This is a genomic window from Nocardia pseudovaccinii NBRC 100343, assembly GCF_001613225.1.
Lineage (GTDB): Bacteria > Actinomycetota > Actinomycetes > Mycobacteriales > Mycobacteriaceae > Nocardia > Nocardia pseudovaccinii.
The window spans coordinates 1-14941 of the sequence record NZ_BDBY01000172.1; the positions used below are offsets into that span (position 1 = coordinate 1).

Below are 14941 nucleotides of genomic sequence, written 5' to 3' on the forward strand. Positions count from 1 at the left end.
TTGTAGATCGATTCGATCAGGTAGTGCGCGGTCATGCCCTGCAGCAGCGCCGAGGCAGCGACCGGTGCGTCGACACCGTCCGGCACCTTGACCGCGACCGCCGCCGGTACCGCGACCCGCTTGGCATAGCTGCCGGGGGCGGCTGCCCAGGCGACCCGGTCGCCGACTGCGAATTCGGTCACATTCGCGCCGATCTCGGCCACCACGCCGGTGCCCTCGGCGCCGGGAACATAGGGCACCGCCTGCGGGTAGCGGCCGGTGCGGATATAGGTATCGATGAAGTTGATGCCGATCGCCTCGGTGTCGACGAGCAGCTGATCCGGACCGATCTGCGGATCCGGTACCTCGACGTAGTTCAGGACTTCGGGACCACCGTGCTCGGAAACCTGAATAGCGCGCATGAGATCCGTTCTACACCCACGGGGGCTGGACCCGAACGTACCGGTCAGTAAACTAACCGCCATGAGTGTTGAAGCCGCCGCCCCAGTCCAGCTGTCGGGTTCCCTGGTGGATTCGGTCAAGGGATTCGTCGCCGAGCACGGCGGCTCCGCTACCGCTGTATTGCAGCCGATCGGCCGCGCGGGCGTGCGCGTCACCCTGGTCGGCTCCGACGGTGTCCTCGGTGACCGCGTGGTCGACGATCTGGCGACCGCCAAGGAATTGGTCGAGACCATCAACGGCCTGACCGAAGCCGATGAATGGGATCGCGAGCTGATCTCGGTGGTCACTCCGAGCAAGGGGCACTGGGCCAAGATGGCCGGTTGGGTCGCTCGGCAGACCCGTTTCCCCAAGGCGCGCAACGAGAACTGAGCCGTTCAGCCTCCCGTGGTCGCGCGGTCCGATTCGCGAGTCTCGCGTGGGACGGCGCGCAGGATCCGCCGAACGACCGGGCCCGCGAAGATACCCGCGAGCCGGGTAAATGGCCAGATGCCGAGGACCAGCAGCAGGATCAGACCGCGCGCCTGGTAGATGAGCGGTGCATGCTGCATGGCCTCGGGATACGGATCGATGGTGACCAGCGAGCGGAACCACGCGAAAAGCGTTTCGCCGGTTCGATATTCGCGCGCCACCGTGGTCGGATCGTATTCGATGATCACCCCGGAAAGCAGAGCGGCCGTCAGGGCCGGGAAGGTTATGCGGTCCAGCGGGGTGATCACCGGACGCGACGGACCGACTATCAGATCCGGTAGGAACAGCAATACCGCCCCGATCGTGGCAGCGGCGACGCCGCCGATCTGCACGATCGTGGTGACTACGTGCAGCGCACCGGAGGGGCGGGCGTGCGGTTCGGCGGTGATCACATTGATCAGGCGGGTGAGGACTATGACGCACACCCCGGACCGAAATGCCGTCGATCCGAACCGCTGGCTGCGGTCCATCTCCGGATAACGGGTATAGCTGCGGAAACCGTCGCGCCGGTAGCGCCACACATGACCGAGCACGAACGACACGAACGCGCCATAGGGCAGCGCGATCCACAACAGCGATGTCACGCGAGTTCGCTTTCCGCTTACCGATGATCGGACGTATCACGGTCGCAGAGACACCGAATGTCGAACAAGGGACCAATGGCCCTTACCGAAGGGTACTTCGGGCGTCGGCGGCGAATCGTTCGCGGATCGCCGCCGACTCGCGGTCTACTTCGGGAGTTCGACCTCGCCGTTCTGGTGCCCGTTCGAACTGAGATTCATTGCGGGCAGCAGGGATTCGCGCGCGATCGAGGTGAGCGCACCCGCCTGCTGAATGATCTCGGCCAATGCCGAGGTGACACCCTGTGCGCCGTTCAACACCGTGAACTGATCGACGTGCTCGAACGGTGCCGCCGCCGCGGCGACGATCTGCGGGAGCTTCTCGGCGATCTGCTGTGCGATGACGGCCTCCTGGTTCTGGCTCATCGCCTCGGCGCGCTGCTGGATGCCCGCGGCTTCGGCGGCCATATGCGCGCGCACGGCGTCTGCCTCGGCCAGACCCCTGGCCTTGATGGCGTCTGCCTCGGCCTGACCGGTGAGCCGGGTGGCCTCGGCCTCGGCGGCGGCCCGCAGTTTGATCGCCTCGGCCTCGGCGAGTGCCTGCATTTTCGTCTGTGCCGCAGCGGCTTCCGCGCGCAATCGGGTCTCCTGGGCGTCGGCCTCGGCTTGGCTGATTCGCGCGTCGCGGCCCGCGGCGGCCAGGGTGGTCTGGCGATAGGCCTCGGCATCCGCTGGCTTGCGGATCTCCACCTGCAGCTGCTGTTCCTTCTGCTGTGCTTCGAGTTGTGCGACGCGCGTTGCCATTTCGACGACCGCCTGGCGGGCCTTGGCATCGGCGAGCGGGCCCTGCTGGGCGGCTTCCTGACTCGCGCTGTCCACCTCGGCCTGGTAACCGGCCTTCTTGATCTGGGTGTCACGCACCGCGAGTGCGATCTGGGCCTGTGCTGCCTGTTCCTGTTCGATGGCCTCGCGCTCGGCATTGGCGCGGGCGATGCGGGCCTGCTGCTCTACCGCGGCCTGATGCGGAATCGCGAGATTGGCAATGTAATTCGAGCCGCTGGCAATGGACTGGATCTGGAAGCTGTCGATCACGAGGCCGAAGGACTCCATCTCCTGCGAGCACCGGTCGCGGACCTGCTCGGAGAATTTGTCCTGGTCGCTGATCATATCCTCGACGGTCATCGAACCCGCGATCGCCCGCAGATGGCCGACGAAGACATTCTGCACCTTGGTTTCCAGCTCCTCGGCCGGGCGGTCCAGGAACCGGCGGGCCGCATTCGCGATGGACCGGTAGTCGTCACCGACCTTGTAGACCACCACACCCGCCAGCTGCAGACTGATCTTCTGCTGACTCACACAGGGGACGGTTATCTGGCTTTCGTGTGCCTCCAATGAGATTCGGCGCACCTTGGTCAGTCCAGGTGCCACCAGACTGCCGCGTCCGGTGACGATCCGGAAGCCCATGCTCTCGCCGAAGGACTGTCCTTCGCCCGCGCGGAATCCGGAGATGATCAGTGCCTCATCGGGTTCGGCGACCCGCCAGGACAGCCGGAACAGCACGGCGGCCAGGAACAGCACAACAACGGCGATGCCGACGACGACCAGTATCAGGACGTCCATGATGAACCTTCATTTCAAGGGAGTGACTTCAACCGTGCGCCCACCCAGGCTCCCGACCACGAGCACCTGGGTATGCCTCGGAATGGTTGTCGTCCCGTCGGCAGGGCGCGCGAGAAATCGCTCGGTGCCCGCCCGCACCTCGATCAGAACTTCGCCGAGATGGTCCGGCTTGATCGTCGCGGTGACGCGGGCGATCTTGCCGATCACGTCTGTCGCCACCGACACCTCCCTGCCGCGGTTCGACCACTCCACGCTAGACCTCGCGGCCACCGAGAGCCCTTGGCGCAAGCGATCTTTACGTTTCCCTTATGCCTTCTGGTCGCGCGCCCTCGACGGTGCGGGTCAGGCAGCGCGGTATGGCGTCCAGCACCTCGGTGGTCCGGTCGGCGGCCATCGGTATCTCAGCCCAGCGCTTTGACGATCTCCGCGGCCAGCGGTGCCGACGATGCGGGATTCTGGCCGGTGTAGAGATTGCGATCGATCTCGATATGCGGTGCCCACGGCTCGCCCTCGCGGAAATCGACGCCGAGCTCGACCAGCCGATCCTGCAGCAGCCACTTGGCCTTATCGGCGAATCCGGCTTGTGCCTCTTCGGCATTGGTGAATCCGGTGACCTGGTAGCCGACGAACGGGGAATCGCCGCCGATGGCGGTCGCGAGCAGCGCTGCGGGCGCGTGGCAGACGACGCCGAGCGGTTTGCCCGAGGCCAGCGCGGCATTGAGCAGGGCGCCGGAGTCGGCATTCACCGACAGATCTTCCATCGGGCCGTGTCCGCCGGGGTAGTAGACGGCGTCGTAGTCGGCCAGGTCGACATCCTCGAGCCGGATCGGGCTGCGCAGTTCTGCCGCATCGGCCAGGGTCTCGGCGATCTCCGCGGCACCGTCCGCGCCGCCGTTGACCTCGGGCGCGAGACTACCCTGGTCGACCGTCGGTACGACGCCGCCGGGAGTGGTCACCACAATCTCGTGACCCGCCGCCTTGATGGCCTTGTACGGAGCGACGACCTCTTCGGCCCAGTAGCCGGTCGGATGTTTCGTGCCGTCGGCGAGCGTCCAGTAGTCGACGCCGGTCATGACGAAAAGAACCTTCGACATCGTGTGCCTCCTGATCGGGGATTAGGGTTGCCGCGCTGACGCGTGCGACGTGTCGGTTCGTCGCGATGTCGACGTTAGGCACCCGTTCATCGAAGCACCAATAGGATCGCCAATAAGAGACATCGCAATATTGATGGGTCTCCGGTTCCGGGTGTGGACGGCGCCGGGATCGTAAAGTAGGGGGCGATGAACGCGGATAAGGCGAGCGAGTTGGCGGCTCGGCGGGTCGGCGCCGCGCATGCCGACGCGCAGCACCGCGTCGCGCTCGCCGAGAGCTTCTATCCGCCGGAACTCCGCGCCTACCGTCGGGCCGAAATCGCTTTTCTGCAATGGGAACTCGCTCGCGGCGTGCTGCACGCCGATACCGGCAGCCCGTGGTGGCGGGCCATCAACAACCGCTTACTGCACGACAAACTGGAGGCCGCACTGCTGCACCACGCCGATGCCCGCGACGCGTCGACGCCCGGTGCCCGGCTGTGGCTCGAATTCCTCATCGCCCCTTCGCCCGCGGCGTGGTACCGGGCGCATAATCGCAGCATCGTCGCCGGTTATCTGGAACATCAGGAGTTGGCCGCGGCCGAATTGCCCGCCGAGCGGTTGATGATCAATGTGACGCTCATGCGGGTGCTGTTCACCCACGTCCTGGTGGCGCGGCCGACGCTGGCGCTGGGCCGGTTCGGGGCTCTCGGCAGCTGGTCGGCCGATCCGCGCCGCAGCTCGGTTCGCCTGTTCCTCGACCTGCGGAATGTTTTTCCCGAGGTGTATCCGCTGGTGAATATGTCTGTCGATGCGGTGCTCGCGCTCGAGGGACGCGTGGCGCGAGCCCTCGACTACGGTCTGATCGTGCCGAAGTTGGAGCAGATATATGCGTTCGCGGCGGAGCAATTGGATGAACCGACGATCGTCGGGCTCGTCGAGAACGGCGATCCGTGCTACGCGGGGTTGCGCATCGAACGCGGGCAACTGGCATCGGATGCTTTGATCCGAACACTCGCGCGTGTCACTCGGCCGCGGCCCGGGTAGCCGTCGTTCATCCGTGAGCGACTCAATAATTCCCGCGCACAAGGTTTTTCGGTAAATCACCAGCCGCGAATCGGGCGATCTCCGCGGCGACAACGGCGTAGGCGCGTTCGAGACTGCCTCGGCTACTTCCCGCGACATGGGGTGTAAGCAACAGACCGGGCGCTGTCCAGAGCGGATGCTCGGGTGGAAGGGGCTCCGGGTCGGTGACATCCAGGGCTGCGCGCAATCGCCCCGAAACCAGTTCGGCCAGTAGCGCTTCGGTCCGTACGATCGGTCCGCGCGCGACATTCACCAGTACCGCGCCGTCGGCCATCTCGGCCAGGAATTCGGCATCGACCATGCCGATGGTCTGATCGGTCACCGGAACCATCAGCACGACGGCATCGAATTCGCTCAGCAGCCGCGGCAATTCGTCGACACCGTGCACACCGTCGCGGGCGGTCGTGCCGATCAGCGTCATGGTCGCGTCGAAAGCCTCGACCCTGCGGCGCAATTCGATACCGAGATCACCCGCGCCGATGCCGAGGATCCGCTTGCCCGCCAACGTATCCGTCCGATGCTGATGCCAGCGCTGCTCGCGCCGCAAATCGGCGAACTCCGTCAGCTCGCGATAAATCGTGAGCAGCGCCGCGACCACCCACTCCGCGGAACTGCCGCCGTGCGCACCCCGCGCATTCGACAGCAGCACCCCATCCGGCAGCCGACCGATCCACCCTTCGGCTCCGGCCGTCAGCATCTGCACCAACCGCAACTTCGGCAATCCGGCCATATCGATCGAATCGGGCCGAGCCAGAAACGCCGGAACCAGCACCTCCGCCAACTCCGCCCCCGCGGGCAGCGGTTCGCCGGGCGAATACCGCACTGGGCGAATCCCATCGAGCCGGGCCAATACCCCGACTCCATATTCGTCTGGCACAAGGACAGTGACCGGCATGCCTGCCAGGTTAGCCGTGCTCACCGCCGAATTGCATCCGATCATCGGACCAATCCCCATGGCCGCTGCCGCCGAAGCGCGCCAACGCCTCGAGTATCGCGCCGCGCATGGCCAGGCTGCCGGTATGGCCGGAATCCTCGATGACGCGAAGTTCCGCACTGGGCCAGGCCCGCGCCAATTGCCAAGCGGTGTAGAGGGGTCCGGAAAGATCGAGGATCAGCACCGCCGAATGTTTGCGTCGCCGACGTCGAGGAGTCCGGCCTCATACGGCTCGATATCCGGGAACGGTTGTGGCGCTTCGGTACTCGATGCTGATGGGCGCATCGGAACAGTGTGCGCTATGCCAACTGTTCGGCGGAGTTGGAAATCGACGCCGTGACGCGTTCGCGGGTGCGCAGGGAGGCCCAGAGGGCGGCGGTGGCGGCGGTGCAGGCCGCGGCGCCGCCGACGTGGGTGGCGACCAGGGCGGCGGGCACGTCGGTGAAGTACTGGACGACGCCTACTAGAGACTGGGCGCAGACCAGGCCGAGCAGGACGAACAGTCGGGTGCGGACGGCGGGGGTGATGCCGACGGCGAAGAGGCCGAAGGCCAACCCGATGAGCAGTGCGAGATAGCCGACGAGCAGTTGCGAGTGCAGATGCACCAGGGTGACGATCTCGACCTGCAGGCGTTCGACCGGTCGCTCGATGCTCTTGTCGCCCGCATGCGGTCCGGCGCCGGTGACCAGCGTGCCCGCGATCAGGACCCCGGCGAGCGCGACTCCGCTCAGCCCGGTGAGCCAGCGCAGCGGCGCGGGCGCCTGGATCACTTCGATGCCGTCATCGGGTTCGCTGACCTTCGCGAACATGACCACCGCGACCCACACCATCAGCATCGACGCCAGCAGATGCACCGACACCGTCCACCACAGCAGACCGGTGCGCACGGTGATACCGCCGATGACCGCCTGCAGCACCGTGCCGCCCGGCATCAACCATGCGTACACCAGCACCTCGCGGCGGCGACGGGCCCGGGTGACGGCGAGCACGATGAGCGCCGCGCACAATGTCACCGCGAAGGTCAGCATGCGATTGCTGAATTCGACGGTCTGATGCAGCACCGGAACCTCGGCCACACCGGTCGGGGTGAAGCTGCCCGGGAAGCACTGCGGCCAGGTCGGGCACCCGAGTCCGGACGCCGTGACCCGCACGATCGCACCGGTGACGGCGATACCCGCCTGGGAGACGATGACCGCGATGGCGATCAGTCGCTGCACCCGCAACGAGGGCAGCGGGAGCAGATCGACGAGTCGCAGGAATGCGCGATACAGCACCCAACGATCGTAGCCGGGCCACTTCAGCCACCCGCACCCGGTCTACTACATTCCGTCGTTGCTCCGGCTAGTCGAAGCGGAAGAAGCGGGTGGCGAGGAAGCCGGAGACGCCGCCCCAAGCGGCGAGCACGGCGATGCCGAACCAGTCGATGCTGGTGCGCATCGCGTCTTCCAGCGTGACGGCCAGCGCTCCGGACGGCACCAACCGTACGAGCACATTCACCGCCGAAGGCAGGTCGTCGGATGCGAACACGATGCTCGCGATGCCGAGCATGACGAACCACAGGATATTCGCCAGCGCCAGCACGATCTCCGCTTTGAGCGTGCCGCCGAGCAGCAGACCCATTGCCGCGAAAGTGGCTGTGCCGAGCGCGATCACCAGCGCGCCGAGCGCGAGCCCGGCGAGTTCCGGTCGCCAGCCGAGCGCGAATCCGATGGCTCCCAACAGAATTGCCTGCATCACCACCACGATCAGCACCGCGGCGCTCTTGCCCGCCACAATGCCCCAGCGGGGGAGCGGGGTCGCGCCGAGGCGCTTGAGCGCACCGTAACGGCGGTCGAATCCGACCGCGATGGCCTGTCCGGTGAAGGCGGTCGACATGACCGCGACCATCATGACCGCGGGCACGATCTTGTCGACCCGGTCCGCGCCGAGGTCCCCGAACGGCAACAGACTGAGCCCGACCAGCAGCGTGATCGGAATGAACATGGTGAGCAGCAGCTGTTCGCCGTTGCGCAGCAACAGGATCAGCTCGAGCCGGGTCTGCGCGGTCATCATGGCGAGGCGGCCGCTCGGGCGCGGATCGGGCGTGAAAGTGCCCGGCGCGAAGCGGTTCCCGGCGAGATCTGGCTGATTCATCCGCGTAGGTCCCGTCCGGTGAGTTCCAGGAAGACGTCCTCGAGGCGACGCTGATCGATCCGGATATCGGTGGCCAGCACATTCTGCTGCGCACACCACGCGGTCACCGTCGCAAGTACCTGCGGATCGATCTCACCCTCGACCAGATACTGTCCCGGCATCGTCTCGCGCGGCGAGAAGCCTTCCGGCAGAGCGGTTTTCAACAGGCGCAGATCGAGTTTCGGCGGGGCGGTGAAGCGCAGCTGCCCGGCCGCGCCGTGTGCGGTGACCTCGGCGGGTGTTCCAGAGGCGACGATCTGTCCGTGATCGATGATGACCAGTTGGTCGGCCAGTTGCTCGGCTTCGTCCATCATGTGCGTGGTGAGCAGCACGGTGACTCCGTCACGGCGCAGCGCGTCGATCAGCTCCCACACGATGAGCCGGGCCTGCGCGTCCAGGCCCGCGGTCGGTTCGTCGAGGAAGACGATCTCCGGCTTCCCGACCAGCGCGCAGGCCAGGGCGAGCCGCTGCTGCTGGCCGCCGGACAGCCGTCGGTACGGTGTGCGCCGGGTATCTTGCAGGCCAAGGGTTTTCAGCAACCACTCGGGATCGAGCGGATCAGCCGAGTAGGCGGCGACCAGATCGAGCATCTCGCCCGCGCGCGCACCCGGGTACGCGCCACCGCCCTGCAGCATGACGCCGATGCGCGGCCGCAGCTGATCGGAGTCGGCGATCGGATCGAGTCCGAGCACCCGGACCGAACCGGCATCCGGAGTTTTGAACCCCTCGCACATTTCGACCGTCGTGGTCTTGCCCGCGCCGTTCGGGCCGAGCAGGGCAAGCACCTGTGCCCGTTCGACCGCGAAACTGATCCCGGCGACGGCGGTGGTTTCGCCGTAATGCTTGATGACGCCGTCGATACAGACGGCGGGTTCCGAGGCTGCGGTCACCATCGCGCCTCGGTGCTCGGCTCCGTCGCGTCCAAGGGTGCTGTGCCCATTGTTCGCTCGCTGCGCTCCCTCACGGTGTCACACGGTAAGCCGTCGACAGATGTGACCCGGACGACACCCCTGCCTCGTCAACTCTGCGGTCCGGAAGGACCGGCCGCGGCGGACGCGGTGTCGGCACCGGCGTGGTGCAGCCGCCACGGCAGCGACTTGCGGGTGGCCAGGATCATCAGCGTGCAGGTGAGGATGGTGATGCAGGCCGCATAGATAAGGACGAAAGGCTGGATTTCGCTGCCGGAGGGCATGAGCATGACGCTGATCGCCGCCGAGGCGATCGTGGCCGGGACCCGGAAGGCGGGTCGGCTGGCCCACGCCGCCAGCGGGACGATGCCCCAGAGCAGATACCAAGGCTGCACCACCGGGAACAGCAGGACGACCGCGCCGAACGCGACGCCGAGCGCACCGACCGGATGCAGTCGCCCGCGCCAGGTGGCTACCATCAGTCGCACCACGATCAGCGAAGCCGCGACCGCCGCGATCGGCCGGGTGATGCTCAGCAGGGCGGTGGTGTGGTCGCCCAATCCCAGTAGAACGCCGCCGAATCCGGTGACTACCCCGAGCGCGGTGGGCAGCGACATCCAGCTGCGCACCGAGTTGGCCATGGTCAGGGTGTCTATCCAGCCGAAACCGAGACCGCTGCCCAGGCATACCGCGAGCATGACCGTACCGGTGACGCAACCGAGGAATAGCGCGGATCTGAGCACCGCACGCCAATCGCCGCCCCATTTTCGGCTCAATGCCATCCACACGAACGCCAGTGCCAGCATCGAGGGAATCTTGACCATGGCGGACAGCGCTATCAGTGTGGTGCCCGATAAGAGCAGCACGAGTGCGTGGCCGCGCATCGGTCCGATATTGCTGAGGGCCGCCAGACAGTATTCCAACCCGACCAGCATCAGGCCGAGCATCATGGCCTCGTTGTGCACGCCGGATACCAGGTGGAATATCACCAATGGGTTCACGGCGCCGAGCCACAATGCGGCCACCGGCGATACTCGGCAGCGCTGTGCCAGTCGCGGCAGCGCCCAAACGATGCAGGCCACGCCGAGCAACGCCAGCATCCGGTGCAGCAGCACTCCGGCGAGCATATTGTCGCCGACGATTTCGGCGATGCCCTTGCCCAGCCAAATCGAGAGGGGCCCGTATGGCGCGGGCGAATTCTGCCAGATATTGGGGACGCTGCGCGTCAGAATATGGTCCTGGCCGAGTCCCTGAACCGGGCCGACGTCGTAGGGATCGAGTCCGCTGGCCGCGATCTCACCCTGCGCCAGATAGGAATACACATCCTGACTGAACATCGGCGGTGCGACCGACAGCGGAATGATCCACAGCAGCAGCGTGCGGTCGAGTTGTGATCGGCTGATGCGGCGAATGCGGTTGGACTGCAAGCCGAGTGCGAATCGGCCGAGCAGCAGCCAGGCCAGCATGACGATGACCGTGCCGACCATGGTCGTCGCCAGTCCCGAATTGTGCACCCGCGCGGGCAGCCCGAGAATCGCCTTGCCGTAGGTCGGATTCTGCAGCGTGGGCTGGGCGCCGAGCCCGAGCGCCCCGATGGCCATCATCACCGCACCCGTCGCGCCCAATAGACGGACGCGACGCAGTTGTGCGGTCTCTTGCGGGTTGAGTTCGGCGGCTTCGGGTTCGTTGATGTGCAGGGTGTCGCCGACGGTGTGGTCGGGCGCGACATCCAGACCGATGATCCGACGCCCCAGCGCGACGGCGGTGCTGATGGGCGCGGTCCGACGCAGGCGAATCAGGGTGGTCGACCGGCTGCGTTCGACACCTGGTTCGCCGTGTTCGCCTGACATCACGCGGCCAGCGTAGCCGATACCACCGGCGTGTCCGGTGCCCCGCGGAACCGACCGCGGGGCACGTTCGGACCAGGCACAGGCGCGGCCGCGGAAGTTCGAACCGGGCCCACTGTCAGGTGTCGATGAAGCTGATCATGGTGCGCTGACGGATTTCGGGCATCGACGTGTGGCCTAAATCGCACTCGTAATTTCGCCGCGTGCTCGGGCCGGTGGTCGCACGAGACCTGCAGGTAACGAACGTGTCGCATCCGAATGCCGCCGGACAAGCGCTCCCGTGCAGGTCATCGGCCCGTTCAACTCAGGGCACCCTTATTAGATTCCGGGAACGAATTCCGTCACACTGGTGTTGTGAAAACCGTGGGTTTGCCGCACGACGAGGATCGAGGGGCCGGTCGCCGTACCGGTGCCGGGTCCGCTGCTGCGCCCGCGCCCCTGGTCACGGGCGGTGAAGGACATACTCGCGCCGCCGTAGTTCAGCTGCTGCTCGAAGAGGGCCCGATCACCGCGACCGCGATCGGCAGCAAGCTCGGCCTGACGCCTGCCGGCGTCCGTCGGCACCTGGACGCGCTGATCGAATCCGGTCAGGCGCGGGCCAGCCGCTCGGCGCCGTGGCAGCAGAAGGGTCGCGGCCGCCCCGCCAAGCAATATCAGCTGACGGCCGTCGGCCGGGGACGGCTCGGCCACGCCTACGACGATCTGGCCGGTGCGGCCATTCGCCAGCTGGGTGAGGTCGGCGGTGAGCAGGCCATTGCCGATTTCGCACGCAAGCGGGCGCGGACCATCGTCGAGGGCATCGAACCGGTCGCCGAACACACCCCCGAGACCACCACCGCCAAGGCGGACGAGATCGCCGAGGCCTTCACCGACGCCGGATTCGCCGCGTCCACCCGCAAGGTCGGGGCGGGCGTGCAGATCTGCCAGCACCACTGCCCGGTGGCCCACGTCGCCGAGGAATTCCCGCAGTTGTGCGAGGCCGAACTCGAGGCTTTCCGGGACCTGCTCGGAACCCACGTGCAGCGACTTGCGACGATCGCCAACGGCGACTGCGCGTGCACTACCCATGTGCCGCTGTTCGTTCTCCCTATCACCGATAACGCTTCCCCTAAAACCGCTGCACAGCCCGCAGCGGTACGTACGAACGACTCCGGAAGGAGTGCCGAATGACGACGACCACCGACCAGGTGCAACCGCTCACTCAGGAAGAAACCATTGCTTCCCTGGGCAAATACGGTTACGGCTGGGCCGATTCGGATGTGGCCGGTGCCAGTGCGCAACGAGGCCTGTCCGAGGCTGTCGTCCGCGACATCTCGGCCAAGAAGAACGAGACCGAGTGGATGCTCGAGCACCGGCTCAAGGCGCTGCGCATCTTCGATCGCAAGCCGATGCCGAAGTGGGGCTCCAACCTCGACGGCATCGACTTCGACAACATCAAGTACTTCGTGCGCTCGACCGAGAAGCAGGCCGAGAGCTGGGAAGACCTGCCCGAGGACATCAAGAACACCTACGACAAGCTCGGCATCCCGGAGGCGGAGAAGCAGCGCTTGGTCGCCGGTGTCGCCGCGCAGTACGAATCCGAGGTCGTCTACCACCAGATCCGCGAGGATCTGGAGGCCCAGGGCGTCATCTTCCTGGACACCGACACCGGTCTGCGCGAGCACCCGGAGATCTTCGAGCAGTACTTCGGCACCGTGATCCCGGCCGGTGACAACAAGTTCTCCGCACTGAATACCGCCGTATGGTCGGGTGGTTCGTTCATCTACGTGCCGCCGGGCGTGCACGTCGACATTCCGCTACAGGCCTACTTCCGGATCAACACCGAGAATATGGGCCAGTTCGAGCGGACCCTGATCATCGTCGACGAGGGTGCCTACGTGCACTACGTCGAGGGCTGCACCGCGCCGATCTACAAGTCCGATTCGCTGCACTCCGCGGTGGTCGAGATCATCGTGAAGAAGGGCGGACGCTGCCGCTACACCACCATCCAGAACTGGTCGAACAACGTCTACAACCTGGTCACCAAGCGGGCCAAGGCCGAGGCGGGCGCGGTGATGGAATGGGTCGACGGCAATATCGGCTCCAAGGTCACCATGAAGTACCCGGCCGTGTGGATGACCGGCGAATACGCGCGCGGCGAGGTGCTCTCGGTCGCGTTCGCGGGTGCGGGTCAGCACCAGGACACCGGGGCGAAGATGCTGCACCTGGCGCCGCACACCTCCTCGACCATCATCAGCAAGTCGGTGGCGCGCGGTGGCGGCCGGGCCTCCTACCGCGGTCTGGTCCAGGTCAACAAGGGCGCGCACGGTTCCAAGTCGACCGTGAAATGTGATGCGCTGCTCGTCGATACGATCAGCCGCTCCGACACCTACCCCTACGTCGACATCCGCGAGGACGACGTGACCATGGGCCATGAGGCCACGGTCTCGAAGGTGTCCGAGGACCAGCTGTTCTACCTGATGAGCCGCGGCCTGACCGAGGACGAGGCGATGGCGATGGTGGTGCGCGGCTTCGTCGAGCCGATCGCCAAGGAACTCCCGATGGAGTATGCGCTCGAGCTGAACCGCCTGATCGAACTGCAGATGGAAGGAGCCGTCGGCTGATGGCAGCCCTGGACAACGTTGCCGAAGCCGCCGAGGCTCGCATTACCGACGCGACGCATGCGCCGAGCAATAAGGGGGAGGTGTTCACCTCCTTCGATGTGAACGCCTTCGAAGTGCCCTCGGCGAAGGATGAGGCCTGGCGGTTCACCCCGATGCGTCGCCTGCGTGGTCTGCAAGACGGTACCGCCGTGCGCGACGGCCAAGTCACTGTCGGGGTCGCGCCGGTCACCGGTGTGACCGTGGAAACGGTGGCGCGCACCGACTCTCGCCTCGGCGAGGCCGGAGTGCCGTCGGATCGTGTTGCGGCCCAGGCGTACTCGGGTTTCGATCAGGCGACCGTGATCACGGTCGGTTCGGAAACCGAAGTCGCCGAACCGGTTACCGTTACCGTCGACGGTCCCGGCGAGGGTAAGACCACTTATGGCCACCTGCAGATCCGGCTCGGCAACTTTGCCGTCGCCACGGTGGTCATCGACCAGCGCGGTAGCGGAACATACGCCGAGAACATCGAATTCGTACTCGGTGACAGCGCCAAACTGACCGTCGTCGCGATCCAGGACTGGGCCGACGACGCCGTGCACGCCACCGCGCACCATGCCGTGCTCGGGCGCGATGCCACCCTGCGGCACACCTCGGTCACCCTTGGTGGTGATCTGGTGCGCCTCACCGGCAATGTCCGCTACGCGGGTCCCGGCGGCGACGCCGAACTGCTCGGCCTCTACTTCGCCGACGCCGGTCAGCACTTCGAGCAGCGTCTGCTTGTCGACCACGCGGTGCCGCACTGCAAGTCGAATGTGCTGTACAAGGGTGCGCTGCAAGGTGATCCGCATTCGCCCAAGGGCGATGCCCGCACGGTGTGGGTCGGTGACGTGCTCATCCGCGCCGCCGCCGAGGGCACCGACACCTTCGAGGTGAACCGCAACCTGGTACTCACCGACGGCGCGCGCGCCGATTCGGTGCCGAACCTGGAGATCGAGACCGGTGAGATCGTCGGCGCAGGCCACGCGAGTGCCACCGGCCGTTTCGACGACGAGCAGCTGTTCTACCTGCGTGCTCGCGGTATTCCGGAGGACGCCGCCCGTCGGCTGGTGGTGCGCGGTTTCTTCCACGAAATCATCCAGAAGATCGCGGTACCCGAGGTCCGGGAGCGGCTCGAGTCGGCCATCGAGGCCGAACTCGCCGCCATCGGCGCCTGACCCAGAACCCCTTATCCCGCAAAGGAATCCGAATTC

General features: G+C 66.1%; 16 protein-coding genes. 5 read left to right on the forward strand and 11 right to left on the reverse strand.

What is annotated here, in order from left to right; translation table 11 throughout:
• On the reverse strand, positions 1 to 401 hold a 401-nt coding region (locus NP3_RS20700; RefSeq protein WP_157124424.1), incomplete at its 3' end, for an alcohol dehydrogenase catalytic domain-containing protein.
• Positions 402 to 462: 61 nt separating this feature from the next.
• Here NP3_RS20700 and NP3_RS20705 point away from each other — a divergent pair.
• Positions 463 to 810, forward strand: a complete 348-nt coding sequence (locus tag NP3_RS20705) for a hypothetical protein (protein ID WP_063043250.1) — start codon at positions 463 to 465, stop codon at positions 808 to 810.
• Between the two features lie 5 nt (positions 811 to 815).
• On the opposite strand, the gene NP3_RS20710 is transcribed toward NP3_RS20705, so the two are convergent.
• The 4 genes from NP3_RS20710 to NP3_RS20725 all read right to left on the reverse strand — a co-directional run bounded on the left by NP3_RS20710 (position 816) and on the right by NP3_RS20725 (position 4183).
• Complete coding sequence (locus tag NP3_RS20710; protein WP_063043251.1) at positions 816 to 1493, reverse strand: respiratory nitrate reductase subunit gamma; 678 nt, start codon at positions 1491 to 1493, stop codon at positions 816 to 818.
• Between the two features lie 144 nt (positions 1494 to 1637).
• The gene (locus NP3_RS20715; RefSeq protein ID WP_063043252.1) at positions 1638 to 3089 is read right to left on the reverse strand and encodes an SPFH domain-containing protein; all 1452 of its coding nucleotides are present in this window, start codon (positions 3087 to 3089) and stop codon (positions 1638 to 1640) included.
• A gap of 9 nt (positions 3090 to 3098) precedes the next feature.
• A complete protein-coding gene (locus tag NP3_RS20720; protein ID WP_063043292.1) occupies positions 3099 to 3296 on the reverse strand; it encodes an NfeD C-terminal domain-containing protein in 198 nt (65 codons plus the stop codon).
• A gap of 194 nt (positions 3297 to 3490) precedes the next feature.
• The gene (locus NP3_RS20725) at positions 3491 to 4183 is read right to left on the reverse strand and encodes a type 1 glutamine amidotransferase domain-containing protein (RefSeq protein ID WP_063043253.1); all 693 of its coding nucleotides are present in this window, start codon (positions 4181 to 4183) and stop codon (positions 3491 to 3493) included.
• 186 nt (positions 4184 to 4369) lie between these two features.
• On the opposite strand from NP3_RS20725, the gene NP3_RS20730 reads away from it, so the two are divergent.
• The gene (locus tag NP3_RS20730) at positions 4370 to 5206 is read left to right on the forward strand and encodes a hypothetical protein (RefSeq protein WP_063043254.1); all 837 of its coding nucleotides are present in this window, start codon (positions 4370 to 4372) and stop codon (positions 5204 to 5206) included.
• Positions 5207 to 5228: 22 nt separating this feature from the next.
• Here the strand turns inward: NP3_RS20730 and NP3_RS20735 are convergent, their stop codons facing one another.
• The 6 genes from NP3_RS20735 to mptB all read right to left on the reverse strand — a co-directional run bounded on the left by NP3_RS20735 (position 5229) and on the right by mptB (position 11109).
• Entirely contained in the window at positions 5229 to 6140 is a 912-nt protein-coding gene (locus NP3_RS20735) for an NAD(P)-dependent oxidoreductase (RefSeq protein WP_063043255.1), read from the reverse strand.
• A 10-nt stretch (positions 6141 to 6150) separates the two neighbouring features.
• Positions 6151 to 6363, reverse strand: a complete 213-nt coding sequence (locus tag NP3_RS20740; RefSeq protein WP_063043256.1) for an alpha/beta fold hydrolase — start codon at positions 6361 to 6363, stop codon at positions 6151 to 6153.
• A gap of 115 nt (positions 6364 to 6478) precedes the next feature.
• The gene (locus NP3_RS20745) at positions 6479 to 7453 is read right to left on the reverse strand and encodes a COX15/CtaA family protein (RefSeq protein WP_063043257.1); all 975 of its coding nucleotides are present in this window, start codon (positions 7451 to 7453) and stop codon (positions 6479 to 6481) included.
• A gap of 67 nt (positions 7454 to 7520) precedes the next feature.
• Positions 7521 to 8312 (reverse strand): ABC transporter permease, encoded by a 792-nt coding sequence (locus tag NP3_RS20750; protein ID WP_063043258.1) that lies wholly within the window; start codon positions 8310 to 8312, stop codon positions 7521 to 7523.
• Positions 8309 to 9244 (reverse strand): ABC transporter ATP-binding protein, encoded by a 936-nt coding sequence (locus NP3_RS20755; RefSeq protein WP_174566247.1) that lies wholly within the window; start codon positions 9242 to 9244, stop codon positions 8309 to 8311. The genes NP3_RS20750 and NP3_RS20755 overlap by 4 nt, the downstream gene beginning before the upstream one ends.
• A 125-nt stretch (positions 9245 to 9369) precedes the next feature.
• The gene (gene mptB / locus NP3_RS20760) at positions 9370 to 11109 is read right to left on the reverse strand and encodes a polyprenol phosphomannose-dependent alpha 1,6 mannosyltransferase MptB (RefSeq protein WP_063824833.1); all 1740 of its coding nucleotides are present in this window, start codon (positions 11107 to 11109) and stop codon (positions 9370 to 9372) included.
• Between the two features lie 351 nt (positions 11110 to 11460).
• On the opposite strand from mptB, the gene NP3_RS20765 reads away from it, so the two are divergent.
• Genes NP3_RS20765 through sufD form a run of 3 tightly spaced genes read left to right on the forward strand, consistent with a single transcriptional unit; the run spans position 11461 to position 14905 of the window.
• A complete protein-coding gene (locus tag NP3_RS20765) occupies positions 11461 to 12276 on the forward strand; it encodes a helix-turn-helix transcriptional regulator (RefSeq protein WP_063043259.1) in 816 nt (271 codons plus the stop codon).
• Positions 12273 to 13709: a Fe-S cluster assembly protein SufB gene (gene sufB, locus NP3_RS20770; RefSeq protein ID WP_063043260.1), complete on the forward strand. Its 1437-nt coding sequence runs from the start codon at positions 12273 to 12275 to the stop codon at positions 13707 to 13709. The genes NP3_RS20765 and sufB overlap by 4 nt, the downstream gene beginning before the upstream one ends.
• The gene (gene sufD, locus NP3_RS20775; RefSeq protein WP_063043261.1) at positions 13709 to 14905 is read left to right on the forward strand and encodes a Fe-S cluster assembly protein SufD; all 1197 of its coding nucleotides are present in this window, start codon (positions 13709 to 13711) and stop codon (positions 14903 to 14905) included. Before sufB ends, sufD begins: the two co-directional genes overlap by 1 nt.
• Positions 14906 to 14941 lie beyond the last annotated feature (36 nt).